At 36.1% G+C, this 15352-nt stretch carries 21 protein-coding genes; 4 read left to right on the forward strand and 17 right to left on the reverse strand.

The window, feature by feature from the left end; translation table 11 throughout:
- The first annotated feature begins 63 nt into the window (after nt 1–63).
- Nucleotides 64–870, forward strand: coding sequence for a Cof-type HAD-IIB family hydrolase (locus NHG49_RS20585; RefSeq protein ID WP_064474900.1), 807 nt, complete (start codon nt 64–66; stop codon nt 868–870).
- A 70-nt stretch (nt 871–940) separates the two neighbouring features.
- Here the strand turns inward: NHG49_RS20585 and phnF are convergent, their stop codons facing one another.
- The 6 genes from phnF to scpA all read right to left on the reverse strand — a co-directional run bounded on the left by phnF (nt 941) and on the right by scpA (nt 6200).
- Nucleotides 941–1672, reverse strand: a complete 732-nt coding sequence (gene phnF / locus NHG49_RS20590) for a phosphonate metabolism transcriptional regulator PhnF (RefSeq protein ID WP_002194085.1) — start codon at nt 1670–1672, stop codon at nt 941–943.
- The gene (gene nagB, locus NHG49_RS20595) at nt 1602–2390 is read right to left on the reverse strand and encodes a glucosamine-6-phosphate deaminase (RefSeq protein ID WP_064474899.1); all 789 of its coding nucleotides are present in this window, start codon (nt 2388–2390) and stop codon (nt 1602–1604) included. Before nagB ends, phnF begins: the two co-directional genes overlap by 71 nt.
- A 4-nt stretch (nt 2391–2394) precedes the next feature.
- On the reverse strand, nt 2395–3537 hold the full coding sequence (gene nagA / locus NHG49_RS20600; protein WP_088047339.1) for an N-acetylglucosamine-6-phosphate deacetylase: 1143 nt from the start codon (nt 3535–3537) through the stop codon (nt 2395–2397).
- Between the two features lie 207 nt (nt 3538–3744).
- On the reverse strand, nt 3745–4647 hold the full coding sequence (locus tag NHG49_RS20605) for a ComEC/Rec2 family competence protein (RefSeq protein ID WP_064474898.1): 903 nt from the start codon (nt 4645–4647) through the stop codon (nt 3745–3747).
- A gap of 78 nt (nt 4648–4725) precedes the next feature.
- Nucleotides 4726–5298 carry a segregation/condensation protein ScpB gene (gene scpB / locus NHG49_RS20610; RefSeq protein ID WP_060488364.1) on the reverse strand — a complete coding sequence of 191 codons (573 nt, stop codon included), beginning with the start codon at nt 5296–5298 and terminating at the stop codon, nt 4726–4728.
- A 158-nt stretch (nt 5299–5456) separates the two neighbouring features.
- The gene (scpA, locus tag NHG49_RS20615) at nt 5457–6200 is read right to left on the reverse strand and encodes a segregation/condensation protein A (protein WP_001199757.1); all 744 of its coding nucleotides are present in this window, start codon (nt 6198–6200) and stop codon (nt 5457–5459) included.
- A gap of 169 nt (nt 6201–6369) precedes the next feature.
- Between scpA and NHG49_RS20620 the strand changes: the two genes are divergently transcribed.
- Together NHG49_RS20620 and NHG49_RS20625 are read left to right on the forward strand one after the other, a co-directional pair.
- The gene (locus NHG49_RS20620) at nt 6370–6465 is read left to right on the forward strand and encodes a YjcZ family sporulation protein (RefSeq protein ID WP_000510194.1); all 96 of its coding nucleotides are present in this window, start codon (nt 6370–6372) and stop codon (nt 6463–6465) included.
- A gap of 97 nt (nt 6466–6562) precedes the next feature.
- Nucleotides 6563–7081, forward strand: a complete 519-nt coding sequence (locus NHG49_RS20625; protein ID WP_000283580.1) for a DUF309 domain-containing protein — start codon at nt 6563–6565, stop codon at nt 7079–7081.
- A gap of 20 nt (nt 7082–7101) precedes the next feature.
- On the opposite strand, the gene ribT is transcribed toward NHG49_RS20625, so the two are convergent.
- The 3 genes from ribT to NHG49_RS20640 all read right to left on the reverse strand — a co-directional run bounded on the left by ribT (nt 7102) and on the right by NHG49_RS20640 (nt 8376).
- Nucleotides 7102–7470: a GNAT family N-acetyltransferase RibT gene (gene ribT / locus NHG49_RS20630; protein ID WP_000908397.1), complete on the reverse strand. Its 369-nt coding sequence runs from the start codon at nt 7468–7470 to the stop codon at nt 7102–7104.
- A 67-nt stretch (nt 7471–7537) separates the two neighbouring features.
- Nucleotides 7538–7720, reverse strand: coding sequence for a hypothetical protein (locus NHG49_RS20635; protein ID WP_088047338.1), 183 nt, complete (start codon nt 7718–7720; stop codon nt 7538–7540).
- A gap of 218 nt (nt 7721–7938) precedes the next feature.
- Nucleotides 7939–8376, reverse strand: a complete 438-nt coding sequence (locus tag NHG49_RS20640) for a peptidylprolyl isomerase (protein WP_000853785.1) — start codon at nt 8374–8376, stop codon at nt 7939–7941.
- 187 nt (nt 8377–8563) lie between these two features.
- On the opposite strand from NHG49_RS20640, the gene NHG49_RS20645 reads away from it, so the two are divergent.
- Nucleotides 8564–9430 (forward strand): DUF1002 domain-containing protein, encoded by an 867-nt coding sequence (locus tag NHG49_RS20645; RefSeq protein WP_000850512.1) that lies wholly within the window; start codon nt 8564–8566, stop codon nt 9428–9430.
- Nucleotides 9431–9461: 31 nt separating this feature from the next.
- On the opposite strand, the gene NHG49_RS20650 is transcribed toward NHG49_RS20645, so the two are convergent.
- From NHG49_RS20650 to spoVAA, 8 genes are all read right to left on the reverse strand, one after another.
- Complete coding sequence (locus NHG49_RS20650; protein WP_064474897.1) at nt 9462–10265, reverse strand: Cof-type HAD-IIB family hydrolase; 804 nt, start codon at nt 10263–10265, stop codon at nt 9462–9464.
- 95 nt (nt 10266–10360) lie between these two features.
- On the reverse strand, nt 10361–11833 hold the full coding sequence (gene spoVAF / locus NHG49_RS20655) for a spore germination protein SpoVAF (RefSeq protein ID WP_048562394.1): 1473 nt from the start codon (nt 11831–11833) through the stop codon (nt 10361–10363).
- Entirely contained in the window at nt 11820–12389 is a 570-nt protein-coding gene (spoVAEA, locus tag NHG49_RS20660; RefSeq protein WP_001254417.1) for a stage V sporulation protein SpoVABEA, read from the reverse strand. Before spoVAEA ends, spoVAF begins: the two co-directional genes overlap by 14 nt.
- Before the next feature lie 5 nt (nt 12390–12394).
- Nucleotides 12395–12745, reverse strand: coding sequence for a stage V sporulation protein AE (spoVAE, locus tag NHG49_RS20665; protein ID WP_000345909.1), 351 nt, complete (start codon nt 12743–12745; stop codon nt 12395–12397).
- 3 nt (nt 12746–12748) lie between these two features.
- Nucleotides 12749–13765, reverse strand: a complete 1017-nt coding sequence (gene spoVAD, locus NHG49_RS20670; protein ID WP_064474896.1) for a stage V sporulation protein AD — start codon at nt 13763–13765, stop codon at nt 12749–12751.
- A gap of 13 nt (nt 13766–13778) precedes the next feature.
- Nucleotides 13779–14237, reverse strand: coding sequence for a stage V sporulation protein AC (gene spoVAC, locus NHG49_RS20675; protein ID WP_000147730.1), 459 nt, complete (start codon nt 14235–14237; stop codon nt 13779–13781).
- Between the two features lie 14 nt (nt 14238–14251).
- Nucleotides 14252–14668, reverse strand: a complete 417-nt coding sequence (gene spoVAB / locus NHG49_RS20680; RefSeq protein ID WP_000572950.1) for a stage V sporulation protein SpoVAB — start codon at nt 14666–14668, stop codon at nt 14252–14254.
- The gene (gene spoVAA, locus NHG49_RS20685) at nt 14661–15281 is read right to left on the reverse strand and encodes a stage V sporulation protein SpoVAA (protein WP_064474895.1); all 621 of its coding nucleotides are present in this window, start codon (nt 15279–15281) and stop codon (nt 14661–14663) included. The genes spoVAB and spoVAA overlap by 8 nt, the downstream gene beginning before the upstream one ends.
- Nucleotides 15282–15352 lie beyond the last annotated feature (71 nt).

The following is a 15352-nucleotide window of genomic DNA, read 5'->3' on the forward strand; positions in this document are numbered from 1 at the left end:
AGACATGTTTATATATGATGCGTATAATGTAAGAGCAACTGTACATAGAAAGGGGATAACAACATGATTAAAATGTTTGTAAGTGATATCGATGGTACAATGATGCAACACGGAGGGTTAATTGACGAACAGGATATTGTAGCACTTCGTAGTCTTGCTGAGCAAAATGTTATTCTTTGTTTCGCTTCTGGCCGACTGGATAATGAAATTGCAGACTTAATGAAAGCTGTAAATACAAATTTCCATCGTATTAGTGTAAATGGTGTTTTCGTGTACACACATGAAAACAAGCAACTATTATCCGCAACATTCGATTCGAGTATTCTACCTGATCTGTTAGCAATGACAAATGAAGATCCTTATTTTCGTTATGTAAGTGATGAGCATAATTATTACATTGAAGAGAAAACACCATTTATTCATGAACTTGAACAACAAGTAACGATGACTTCTGTTGAAGAACCGCGTCTATTACAGAAAATTGATGATACAATTTTTCCAAATAAAATCTCTGTCGGTGGAACAAAGGAAAGCTTACAACTCCTTCAGAAAAAAATTGATGAACAATTCCACGGAAAAGTTAGTACATTCATTTCAGCAGAACAATGTTTAGATGTAATGCCACCTAATATTAGTAAAGGGGCTGCTATTTCTGTTTTATTAAAAGAGTTTCAACTACAACCAGAGGAAGTTGCTTGCATAGGGGATTCTTATAATGATATCCCGATGTTTTCTTTAACTCCTCACAGTTTTGCTATGTTTCAAGCAGATGACGCAGTAAAAGAACACGCTCACTATGTAGTAAATACAGTTAAAGATGCTGTTAACCACGTAATTGCTCATAATAAAAATACGACTCACTCCTTATAAGGATGAGTCGTATTTTTTCTTTACATGTTAAACAATTTGACATTAACTGTACTTCACAAACTGAAATATATTATTTGTTACGTGCGATGTTTGTAATAAACTTATAACGATCCCCACGATAAATACATTTCACATACTCTAACGGTACTTCACCTTCTGAATATGACCATTGACGCATTACAAGCACTGGCGCCTTTTTAGGAATATGCAGATGTTCAGCTTCATTATCCGTTGCAATTGAAGCTTCAATTGATTGAGTAGCGCTAACAAGTTTAAAGCCCAGTTTTTTCTCTAAATGTTCATATAAAGATTGTTGCAATATTTCTTCGTTAATATCTTTTACAAGAGCTGGCGACAAATATGTCGTCTCAAAAGCAATCGGTTCATCATCAGCTAAGCGTATACGCCTCACTTCATAAACCGACTCTCCCTCCTGTATTCTCAACCGGTCTGCTATTTTCGCAGTAGCTGGAACTAGGCGGAAACTAAGTAATTGACTACTTGGGTTCATCCCACGAGAAATCATATCTTCTGTGAATCCCGTCATTCCTTGCAATTTTTGTTCCACTTTCGGAAGTTGGACAAACGTACCGATTCCACGTTTCCGATATAAATAACCTTGTTCCACTAAATTATTAATCGCCTGTCTGATTGTCATACGACTCACTTCGAACTTATCGCAAAGTTCATTCTCAGATGGGATTTTATCTCCCGGCTTCCATTCGCCGTCCTCAATTAGCTGTTTCACCCACTCTTGAATCTGATAATAGATCGGAAATGGTGAATACTTGTCGATGTTCATCAGCAATCGCCTCACTGCATAAAGATAGAGCTTCTTGATCAGCGATTACGGTTACATTCGGATGACGTTGTAAAACTGTAGCAGGACACGCTTCACTATATTCACCTTGTAATAATTCTTTCACAGCTTCTGCCTTTTTAGAACCCATAGCAACGAGTAGAATTTGTTTCGCTTTCATAATGCTTCCAATCCCCATTGTAATCGCATGAGTTGGCACATCTTCTTCTTTTTCGAAGAAGCGAAGGTTTGCTTGGCGTGTAGACTCTGTTAATTCAACAATGTTTGTTGGAGAATTAAACAGTGTTCCTGGTTCGTTAAATCCGATGTGACCGTTTTCACCGATTCCAAGAATCTGTAGGTCAACTGGGTTAGCAGCTAGAATGCCCTCGTAACGTTTGCACTCTTCCTCTAAATCACTTGCCATCCCGTTTGGTACATAAGTTTGTTTAAATGGAAGATGATCAAACAACTGTTCTTGCATGAAATAGTGATAGCTGTTTTTATCTTCATGTGGTAAATTTACGTACTCATCTAAGTTTACAGTGGTTACACGGCTTGTATCAAGTTTATTTTTTCGCATTTCTGCATAAATACCTAATGGAGAGCTTCCTGTAGCCATTCCTAATGTTGGATTTTCTTTTGTGTTTACAACTTCTTCAATTAATTTATAACCTGCTTCTGCTAGTTCTTCTGGAGTTTTTACAACAAGAATATTCATTTAATTACTTCCCTTCCTTCATATGAATTCCTAAACGAACCGTATCATATACATGTAAATCTTCATTCATCACAACAAAGTCTGCATCTTTTCCTACCACTAATGCACCTTTATGATTTAATCCAAACTCTTCTGCTTGGTTAACTGATGTCATCAGTACTGCATCTTCGATTGAACAACCTGTAAATTCAATTACATTTCGGAAAGCTTGATCCATTTTTAGAATACTGCCAGCTAACGTTCCATCTTCTAATCGAGCACTACCATCTTTTACATGTACTGGCTGTCCGCCAAGCTCATATAATCCATCTTCAAGACCTTTTGCACGCATTGCGTCAGTAATAACACTTACTTTTTTCGGTCCTTTTAATTTATATGCTAATTTCACCATATCAGGGTCAATATGAATACCATCTGTAATTACTTCAACCATTACATCTGGATTTAATAACACATGACCAACAACTCCTGGTTCACGGTGATGTAATCCACGCATTTGATTGTATAAATGCGTTGCATGTGTAATGTTTCTATTTTTTAGTTGCGCATCAATTGCATCTGTATGCCCCATTGTGCCAACAACACCAGTTTCAGCAAGATACTGCTCAAATTCTAACGCACCTTCTTCTTCAGGTGCATATGTTACTAATTTAATTAGATTCCCGCTTACTTCCTGCCATTGTTTAAATTGTTCAATATTCGCAGGAACAATATGTTCAAGTGGTTGTGCACCTGCACGTTTTTTAGAAACATACGGTCCTTCTAAGTGAATATATTCGAAATGTGCTCCTTTTTCTTTCGCTTCCTTCGCAGCATGTAGTGCCGCTTCGATTGCTTCTGGAGCTTGTGTCATTGTTGTTGGAAAGTAAGTTGTAACTCCTTCTTTTAACATTTCTTTACCTAGAGTTACTAATCCATCGCTATTTGCATCCATCGCATCAATATCGTACCCACCATGAATATGAACATCAATCATACCTGGAATCACAATCTTCCCTGCCGCATCTAAAACCGCTTCATTTTCTTGTGATACATATTGAGCCATCAAACCAATTTCTTTAATTGTTTCTGCGTAACGAATAAATCCGTTTTCCACTACTTCTTGACCTGTATAAATTTTGGCATTGATGACAACTTGCGTTTTCATTTTCATCGATCCTTTCCCATGAAATACCTACTTGTTATTATTACCTTATTCGCCTAATTCCATCTTAATATATGCACGAGTAGTTGTCTATACATTCGAATGAAATTTCCTCTTTGTTTAACAAAAAGGAAACTTAGTACGTCTCTTGCAATTATAATATATGTTATTCAGTTTTCCAAAAAGGGAGAATATCCCCTATCATATTACTCACTTAAGTAATGGCATTAATCCACTAGAGCCTATTGTAATATGCTCGCCGTCTGTTTCCATTTCTACTGTACGTTTGTTTGTTCCATATATCATTATACCATGCTGTTTTAAGCGTCTCACTACACTTTGATGCGGATGTCCATACGGATTTCTGCTTCCATATGAAAGAATTGCAAACTGCGGTTCTACTTTCTTTATAAACATTTCACTTGTTGAAGTATAGGAGCCATGATGTCCCACCTTTAACACATCTGCATGTACATCAAATTGCTTTAATATTTCAGTTTCCGTCCGCACATCAGCATCACCCATTAGTAAAAAATCCGCTTTTCCGTATCGTACCTTTAACACAATTGAAGATTCATTATTTTCATCTTTTGATTTCCCATTGTTTAATACTTGTATGGAAACATGCGGATCTAGCGGTATGTATTGTCCCTCTTTTACTGAAACGAAAGGAATTCCTCTTTTTTTAATATGATTCCGGTATGTGTGATACGTAAAAGAACTATATGTTTTTCCACTATCTAATATAAGTGCTACCGGCATTTGCTCTACAATCGGAATGAGTCCTCCAATGTGATCCATATCAGGATGCGTACTGACGATAGCATCTAAATGGTTAATCCCTTTTTCGATTAGTTTTTGAATGATAACCTCACCTGCTTCATAAGGTCCCCCATCAATTAACATCGTTTGTCCATTTGGCAATGTAATAAGTGTCGCATCACCTTGCCCAACTTTTAAAAAACTCACTTTCATTTTACCAAAATGTTGCCGCTGCATATGTAAAGGAGACGCGGTATGAATAGACATCATATATCTTTTGGCCGATGCACTATTTAAAGAAAAGCATAACAAAACAGAAACTAACAATAAAATACTTCGCATACTTCTCATAACTCGTCTCCTTTTTTCAATTAGTATGGCACGGTATATAATTGATATACAAAAAAAGCTTAGCAAAATGCTAAGCTTTTATTTCGATATCTCCTGTAAAGAACCAAAGAATAAATCTGCTTCATTCATTTGTTCATTCTCTTCAGAAAGTGCCGGTAAATCATCTAATGTTTTCAATCCAAATGTATCCAAAAATTCTTTCGTTGTTCCATATAAAATAGGACGCCCTGGACCTTCTGCTCTTCCCATTTCTTTTATAAGTAAGTGTGAAACTAACGTTTGTAACGCCTTATCGGTTTTCACCCCTCTAATCTCTTCCATTTCAGTCCTTGTAATAGGTTGACGATATGCCACAATCGCTAACGTTTCTAAAGCAGCCTGAGAAAGTGAAGCAGCTGTTGGGATATCTATTAATTTTTGATAGTACGAAGCATGTTCTTTCTTTGTAGCAAAACGATATACTTTTGCATACTGTACAATTTGCAAACCGCGGTGTGCACCTTCACATTCTTTTTGCATTTCTTCTAAAATATCGATTACTTCATTTCCTTCAATTTCAAGCACTTTCGCTATTTGTTCTGGATAAATCCCTTCATCACCAGAAACAAATAAAAGCCCTTCAATGATTGATTTCTGTTCTCTTCTATCCATTTTACGAACTCCTTCCTCCAATTTTCTCCATAAAAATACACATCAAAAAACCGAATCACAATCAATGCGTTCGGTTCAATATTTTTTCTCTTGTTCCAAACGATACATTCAAACCTAGCATGAGATATATTATTTCCATCCCATTTTCCATACTAACTCTATGCAGATTTAGTAGAGCTTGATACGAAAATTTCATCAAAATTATGTTCCTGTTCAATTATGATTTGTTGATTTTTCATAAGCTCAAGAACCGCTAAAAATGTTACAACCATTATTTCCCGTTCATCATCAACAAACAAATCATAAAAACTTTGACGACCACCTTGTATTTCTAACTGTTTTAAAATATCAATCATGCGCTTTTCAATTGGTATTTCTTGACGAGTAATACGTGTTGTTACAGGTTTCTTTGCTTTTTTACGGCGCATTAATTTTTGAAATGCCGCTAGCATATCATATAACGTAACATCAAGAGGCAAGTTTGTCTCCTCTTCTTGTTGCAACGATGTAAAATCAATTGGCGGACGTGTATATAGCTGTGCTCTTTCTTGTTCTCTTTCTTTTAGCTCAGTAGCAACTTGCTTATATTTCTTATATTCAATTAACCTCTCCATCAATTCTTGACGAGGATCATCTATAAAGTCATCACCGTTATCAAGTACATCTTCTTCATGTTTCGGCAACAACATTTTACTTTTAATTTGTAATAAAGTCGCAGCCATTACTAAATACTCACTTGCAACATCTAATTGTAGTTCTTTCATCGTATGAACATAAGATAAATATTGCTCTGTAATTTCCGCTACAGGAATATTATATATGTCAATTTCATAACGATGTATTAAATGTAACAATAAATCTAAAGGCCCTTCAAAAGCCTCTACTTTAAAATTATACTGCACAAAGCATCCCACCACATTTTTTCTATAACAACATAAGTATAGAGCATACTCATGTTCTATCCAACCTTTTTAAGAAATTTAATTAAAAATAGACCTATGCCTATGTCATCATGCCCACCGCTTCATATGATAACAGTGTAGTAAGAACAATGTAGGAGGTCAAAAAACTATGGGTCACGTTGATTGCGGTTTTAGTGGTGGGTTCGCATTACTTGTTGTATTGTTTATTTTACTAATTATTGTAGGGGCAGCTTGCTTCTGCTAATATGAACAATAACGGCTAGGGAAAATTCCCTAGTCGTTTATTGTTTATATTTCTATGATAAACTTGTATTTATAACCGTTAAACAGGGGTGAAGAAAATGTATCCTACCGAATACATCCAATTTTTAATTCATTTTCACGGAGATTATGATTATTTTGAATGCCACGAGATACTGGAAGAATATTGGAAAACAAAACCGAGAGAAAATCGTGATAATTATTTAGTCGGTCTTATTCAAATTGCAGTTTCTTTATACCATCAAAGACGCTCTAACTGGAATGGCGCAGAGAAAATGATGAAAAGCGCCATAAAGATTTTAGAAATAAACAGTGCACCTTTACTACGTTTAGGAATAAATCAGACACAACTTCTATGCTTACTCCAGGATAGATTGCAATCTATACAGAAAGAAGAGAGTTTTACACCGTTATTTTTACCATTATCGGATACAGCATTAGAAAAGCACTGCATGGAATTATGTCAGAAACAAAACCTTCCTTGGAAAGACGTGAATGCTACTTCTAATGAATATATAATACATAAGCACACATTACGTGATCGAACAGAGGTCATCGCTGAACGAAACGAACAATTACAAAAAAGAAAGCAGAGATAATAAACTACTTATCTCTGCTTTCACGAATGTATATTTTGTTCTAGCCCTTTACACTTTTTGCAAAAACTTGCTGTTTGCTCATTTCCGCAAATTGTAAACTCAAGAAATTTACTCTTTAACTCTTGAACCATCTTCGTCCCAATACCCATATGACGGTGAGACGGGTTCACACTCAAATGCTGAATTTCCAACACTTGATTCTCTTTTTTTACAATCCCCATTATCCCAACAAAATCTTCGTTTTGTTTCCACAAATACAATTGCCAATCATCCTTTGCTTCATAATCTTTCATAGTCAATTGTAATGTTTTTACATCTTTTTCAGTTGGCATAAATGAAAGAAGCCCCATTGCAATCTTTTCATAACTTTTTTTAAAACGAATTAACATAACCCTTATCCCTTCTTACAAAAGTTACAAACTATTAATCCCCTCAACCACTCTTTTCATATCACATTCATTTTACAATATTTTCAACAGAGTGAGAAGGGCCTAAAACAACTTGATAATCATACAAAGCGAAAAGAAGAAAGTCAAATATATGTTTCAGTACTATTTTTTCTAAGTAGATTAAAGAAGAAATGCTGTTATATGAAAGCAAAAAGAAACATCCATCGCTCATTACCACTTCAATATTCATCACCTGAGAGCAAATGAATTCTAGCAAAATTAATGTAATAAAAATATTTCTTGAAACATGTAATTTAATGTATTCTATGTAATTTGTTAAAATTTTGTTCTTATAGGCGCCATATTTTCGCTTCAATATAGTACTACTTGTATCATGTACTGCAAACGAAATACCCATTCCTATTAAAAAAACAAAAAAGAGAGCCATAGCTCTCTTTTCCCATTAACTTATTCTTCCCAAACTTTAACTTCTTTCATTACATCGCCTTGACGCATGTTTAATACTGTTTCAATACCGCTTGTTGCTTTACCGAATACAGTATGTACACCATCTAAATGCGGTTGTGGCTCATGAACAACAAAGAATTGGCTACCGCCTGTATTACGGCCAGCATGAGCCATAGAAAGTGAACCTACAAGATGTCTATGAGGATTTCCATCAGTTTCACATGGGATAGAGTAACCTGGGCCACCTGCACCTGTTCCTGTTGGATCTCCACCTTGACTTACGAAGCCAGGAATAACGCGGTGGAATGTCACACCATCATAAAATCCTTGCTCTGCTAGTTTTTTAAAGTTTTCTACTGTTTTTGGTGCCTCTTCTGGGAAAAATTCTAAATCGATTTTTTCACCATTTTCCATTAATATGTATCCTAAAGTTTTCATACGTATATGTCTCCTTTCAACTATCTCAGCACTATATTACCACATTCATGACTAGAAACAAAAAGAATCCGACAATCTAGATACTTCTTTTTCGAAATGTGGAAAAAGCTAGGTGACAAATAAGAAATATATACTATAATAACTGTGTTGCCCGAAAATTTTAGAAAGAGAAAGGGAGCGATTTTTCGTGAAAACGAAATTACTAGCTCTGCTATTGGCTGTAACGGTATTTATGATGCCAACAGCTTCGTTTGCAGACATCATCGAAGGAGAATCAATTGTTACACTAGGAGAAAACTTGTCTGAACAACAAAAACAAGATCTGTTAAAAGAAATGAAAGCACCAAAGGATGCTACAATCATTACTGTGTCTAATGCGGAAGAACATAAATTTCTAGAAGGGATTGTTCCAAAAGCGCAAATTGGTACGAGAGCAATTTCCTCTTCTATGATTACATACACAAAACCAGGGTCTGGTCTCATTGTACGTTCAAAAAACATTAATTCGATAACAGATGCAATGTACACAAACGCACTTATTACAGCAGGTGTGAAAGATGCAGAAATTCAAATTACTGCACCATTTAAAGTTTCAGGAACTGCTGCTTTAACCGGTTTAATGAAAGCCTATGAAACAACATCGAACAAAGCAATTCCTGAGGAAGTAAAAAAAGTAGCCAATGAAGAAATGGTGCAAACAGCCCAGCTCGGCGATAAAATTGGTGAAGAAAAAGCAGTTCAACTTGTTGCAAAAATTAAAGAAGAAATTGCCAAAGAACAGCCAAAAACGACTGAAGATTTACGTTCATTAATTCAAAAAATTGCGGATCAACTTGGCATTACATTAACGGATGAACAGTTAGATAACTTAGTTGCGCTATTTGATAAAATGAAAAATCTTAATATCGATTGGAATCAAGTTGGCAGTCAGTTAAATAAAGCAAAAGAACACGTTTCTGCCTTTTTAGGATCTGAAGAAGGGCAAGGTTTCCTAGATAAAGTTAAAGATTTCTTCTCAAGTATCATTGATTTTGTTAAATCGTTATTCAAGTAAAAAGAAGCTCGTCAGTGACGAGCTTCTTTTTTTATACAAGTAATGGCAATTTCATAACAGCTTCTTCGACCGAACGAACAATATGATTTGCCTTCTCCTTCACATATGGATGAGCATGATGTAGAGTAAATGAATGCGGAGTTACTTCAAACATAGAAATATCATTGAAAGAATCGCCAATGCATGCAATTTCATTTGCTTCAATTTGTAAATGTTCCATTAGTCGCCTTAAAGCACTCCCTTTACTTACTCCCCTTGGCATAATGTCAACATAGCGTTTACCCGACATAAAAACTTCCGCTTCGCTCTGAAATGTATCTCGTAACTCTTGATCTAATGCTGCAATTGTCTCTTCTTCCCCAAAAACAAACAATTTCGCAGGATGTACAGTCTTACCAAATTCCTCTTCTAATGCTTCTATTTCAGCAATATGCACGCCCATATACGTTTCAAAAGTATGATGATGTTCATTCTTTCTTTTTGTATACCGTTGCTCATTTGCACAAACAATATCTGCTAGTCTCTTTTTATGGATATATCGATATATTTCCTGGGCAATCCCATCTTCAAAACTTGATTCATGAAATATTTTTCCATCCGGCAGTAACATCGTTGCTCCATTTAAACTAGTTGTGTAATACGGGAATGCAAACCTATTTACGACTTCATCAATTCGATGAGTAAAGCGGCCAGAGGCAAAACAAATATTTGTCCCTTTTTCAGCTAACCAACAAAGTGCACGTTCATCTTCTTTTTGCATATGATTCACATTGTAAACGAGCGTATCATCTAAATCACTTACAAATAATTTAATCATGTCCTCTTCCCCTTCCATACACAATATCTACTCTAAGTGTACACAAAAAATGTTTGATTTTTGTTAAAAAACAATAAATTTTCGATAAAAAATAAGCAGGAGATTAATCCTGCTTATTTTTGCCTTCTTACATTTTGAGGTTTTACAATACTTGGGCGCACTTTTAAACTAGACATCGTTGGACGGAGTAGAATTTTTGTTAACGCTCCCCAATCAAATGGTAAAAACGGCCATAAATACGGTGTTTGTAAACTTTTTATAGACGTTAAAAATAAAATCAATATCGTCATTCCAACTACAAATCCCATTTCATGAAATATACCTGTCAAAATAATGACAAATAGCTTTCCGACTTTATTCCCAAGCCCTAATTCATAACTCGGTGTTGCATATGCTCCGATCATAGAAACTGCTACGTATAAAATTACTTCTGGTACAAACAAACCTACATCAATGGCAATTTGACCAATTAATATGGCAGAAATTAATCCTGCTGCAGACGACAATGATGTCGGTGTATGAATGGCAGCCATCCTTAAAAATTCGAGTCCGATTTCGGCCATCAAAATTTGTAATAAAATTGGTAAATGCGTCATCTTGTTCGGTCCAATGAAAGCAAGACTTTCCGGTAAAAGAGTTGGATCAAAAACAAACACTAACCAAAATGGCAATAAGAACAGTGAAAATATAACACCTAAAAAACGTACCCAACGTAAAAATGTACCTACAGCTGGATTTTGCCTAAACTCTTCTGCATGCTGTAAATGATGAAAATATGTTGTCGGTGTAATCATAGCACTTGGCGATGTGTCAACGAGTACTAACACATGTCCTTCTAATAGATGATTTGCTGCTACATCTGGTCTTTCTGTATATCGAATAAGCGGGAAGGGATTATAGCCTTGTTTAACTACAAATTCCTCTATCGTTTTATCCGCCATCGTAATCCCGTCTACTTCAATGTTATTTAATTCTTGTTTTATAATTTTAACTAAATCCGGATTTGCAACATCTTGTACATATGTAATACAAACATCCGTTTGTGATCTATCTCCTACTCGAATCATTTCATTTCGAAGACGTGGGTCACGTATCCTTCTACGAATTAACGCTGTATTTACAACGATATTTTCAACAAATCCGTCCCTTGCACCACGTACTACCTTTTCTGTATCTGGTTCTGTCGGCGTCCGGCCCGGATAACTACGAACATCTATTGCGAACGCTTCCGTTTCACCTTCCACAAATATAACGATGAGTCCCGATAATACTTGAAGCATTACCTCATCCATCGTTTTCACTTTGCTTACTTGTTGATGGATTAAACGATTCTCTAAAAGCTTCACTGTATCTTCTTCTACATCCCTTATCTCATTTGTATCCACCGCTTCTTCTAAAATAGGGATAATATAATTTGTATCACAAAGTCCATTTACAAATAACACACCAATTTCTTTATTCAAAATTTGAAATTTACGAATGCCAACGTCGTATGTAACACCCAGTCCAGCTGTTTGCTTTAAGTAATTTTCATTATCACTTATGAAAGATGAAATAGGGATTTCCACTTTTTTAGGTTTCGTCATAAAAACCACTCCTTTCCAAAATTAATTGAATCGCTTTTCTAGTAATAGGTGATCCTCTCTCCCATTCATCGTTTCCACACATCTTACCAATATCACCAACTCCCACAATGACAGGAACATTCAGATCATCTAAACAATAAATTGTATCTCCGCTAATTCTGCCAATTTCACCATCTGGAAGTCCAAATTTATCAACACCGTATTCGGTTAAATTCCCGTTCCGATCTACACTGACATCTACACGTGCCCATTCCCAATGATGTGTATTAGACGCTACTGCCAAAATCCCCAGTACATCAATTTGTTTATGTGTGGCTACATATTTTAAAGCCTTTTCACCAGATCCTTCTCCAATAAATCCACTGTCATCAAACATGACAAATACAGGGTCATATGGCGTTTGCATAATAAGCTCAACAACTTTCTTCCCTGTCAATTTGGTTGGATTACTTTGTGATGCTGAAATACACCTTCCCCCAAATTCCTTCGTTAAAAGCTCAATTGTCCGCTTTGCATATTCATCCCCATCTGTGACCAAAACAACCCTTCGTCTCATTTGATTTATCCTTTCGGTTTACATATAAGTGCTACAAAAAATGAAAATAATATCGCTGCAGAAATGCCTGCAGACGTTAAACTAAACATACCCATACCAATCCCAATATATCCGTGTTTTTCTGCCGCATGCATTGCCCCATGTAATAGTGAATGTCCAAAACTTGTAATAGGAACTGTCGCACCAGCACCAGCAAACTTTATAAGCTTATCGTACAATCCGAATCCATCTAAAACTGCTCCTATAACTACAAAGGTAGCCATTAAATGGGCTGGTGTTAACTTTGCGAAATCTAACAATACCTGTCCAATTACACAAATGGCGCCTCCTACAAGAAATGCATATATAAAATCCACAATTCACTCTCCCTTCACTCTCTCAAATACGACACCATGTGCAATTGTTGGAATGGTTTCTTTCTGCTGCATCATCATCGGACTTAATAACGCGCCAGTAGCAACGACAAAAATTCGTTGTAAATTCCCTTTTTGCATCTCGCTTAATAAATGACCATATGTGACAACAGCTGAACAAGCACAACCACTACCACCGGCAAATACTTCTTCTTGACCGGAATCATAAATCATTAATCCGCAATCATTATATATATGCCCAAGATCATAACCTTCTTCCAGTAACAGTTGTTTTGCGATTGGTGTCCCAATAGCTGATAAATCACCGGTAACAATCAAATCATAATCTGCTGCACTCCTCTTCAAATCTTCAAAATGTTGTTGAATTGTATGAGCAGCAGCAGGTGCCATCGCCGACCCCATATCTAAAGGATTCGCAATCCCTAAATCTTGCACTTTTCCAATCGTAGCTGCCGTAATTTTAATTGCACTTTTTTCTTTACTAATTAATATGGATCCCGCACCTGTAACAGTGGAATTTGCTGTTCCTGGTTTCTGTCCCCCATACTCTGTTGGATAACGGAACTGTCTTTCAGCAGTTGCATTATGACTACTTACCGTCGCTAAAACACGATTTGCGAATCCACCATCTATAAAGGCTGATCCAACCGCTAAAGTCTCCATCGAGGTTGCACAAGCGCTAAACATCCCTAAAAAGGGAATCCCCCAATTACGTGCAACATAATTTGCTGTCACTGTTTGATTTAATAAATCACCCGCTAAAAAAAAGTCGATTTGTGATGTTTTTACATTTCCTTTTTGCAAGACTTGTTGAATTGAATCTGACATTAATCTTCGTTCAGCAAGTTCCCAGTTTTCCTCTCCGCAATGTAAATCATCATATGAAATATCAAAATCCTTCCCAAGAGGGCCTTCAGCTTCTTTTGGACCAACAGCAGTACCGGTTGCATTCACATAAATATCATTTTGAAATACCCACGTTTGTTTTCCAGTCAACCTCATACTAGCCCCTCCTTTAAGACATAAAAATGTTAAAAGTATATCTTATTAATCCAATAACGTATGCACCAACGACCCCAAAAACGATAACACTTCCCGCTAGCTTAAACATATTTGTAGCAACCCCAAGCACAATTCCTTCACTCTTATGTTCTAGCGCAGCGCTCGCCATAGAATTCGCAAATCCTGTAACAGGTACGGCCGATCCCGCTCCAGCAAATTGACCGATTTTATCATATACACCACAACCTGTTAAAATCGCCGATAGTAATACAAGCGTTGCAACTGTCGGATTTCCTGCCTCTTGTTCACTGAAATGAAAATAATGTATATAAAATTTCATTAATACTTCTCCGACAGTACAAATGAATCCACCTACAAGAAATGCCTTGACACAATTTAGGAAATAGTTTGGTTTTGGATGGTACTCCTTCACTTTATTTATGTAATCATCCTTTAGTTTTCGCCCTGTCATTTATATATTGCCTCCTACTTTACGAAATAAATCCAGTGAAACAATGAGCCTATTACTTTGCCAAGTACAAGAGCAACGAGTAAAACAACAATTTTCCCTTCTACCCCTACTCGTTTCGCTAAAATAGGTAAAACATTTAACACTTCTGTTAATGCGGCTGCAAGCATTCCAATGAATGTGCCACAAAATAGTCCTAGTATAACAAGCCAATATTGCGATGTTTGAAATGTAATGTTTTTCAAACTACACCAAGCTCCTGTTAACGTACCTGCAATAACTGCCCACTCAAAATATTGAATGTGCTTTCCACTTCTCGTTAATTGAGCTAGTCGGGGGATTATACCAAGTACAGCTAAAAATGCGACATATCCGCTACCTACTGCAATTCCTCCCGCTAAACCAATTAAAATAACAAGCCCAGACTCAATCATCGGCAAGTTGTTTCATATTGTCCTTGTTTTCATGAACAATTACATATTGGTCAAGTGACTGCTGGTATTGGAACATCTCCACTTCTAACGGACTCGGCTCTTCATTAATTCGCTTTTGAAATACATGATTAAAAAATAAAACCATGCCTAACCCAAGACCTACTGAATAAGGAATTTGAAATAGAAGTGGCTGTGCCTTAAATTCTCCCGTAATCATGTAATATAACCGCTGGTGTACTTGTTGCATACTTACATCTTCATGGAAATAAATGATCGCAAGAGCCGCTCCAATAAAAAGTAACAACCATACAAGTCCGAAGAAAATCGGATGTACTTTCTTTTTTTCATATATAATTTCAACAAGAGTTTGTCCAGAACCGAGTAAATTAATTTGTATATGAGCCGCTTTTTGTTGAATAATCTCAATAATTTTCATAACATCAATTACAACATGCGTCTTATCATGCGCTGTTATTTTGTAAACTACCTCATTCTGTAATAATTCAACTACCATAGCATCTCCGGCAAGTTGAGCGACATCACCCAGTTTCACTTCATACGTAGGAGAAACTTTTAATCGATTACGCATTTTAATATAAATTGTTTGTTCCAATTTCCATTCACCTCTTCACTCTTCCTCGTAGTTGTAGTATGGTTATTGAATTTTTTTCTAATACAATTTTT

Origin of the sequence: Bacillus sp. IBL03825 (assembly GCF_024712505.1) — a bacterium.
Classification (GTDB): Bacteria; Bacillota; Bacilli; order Bacillales; family Bacillaceae_G; genus Bacillus_A; species Bacillus_A wiedmannii.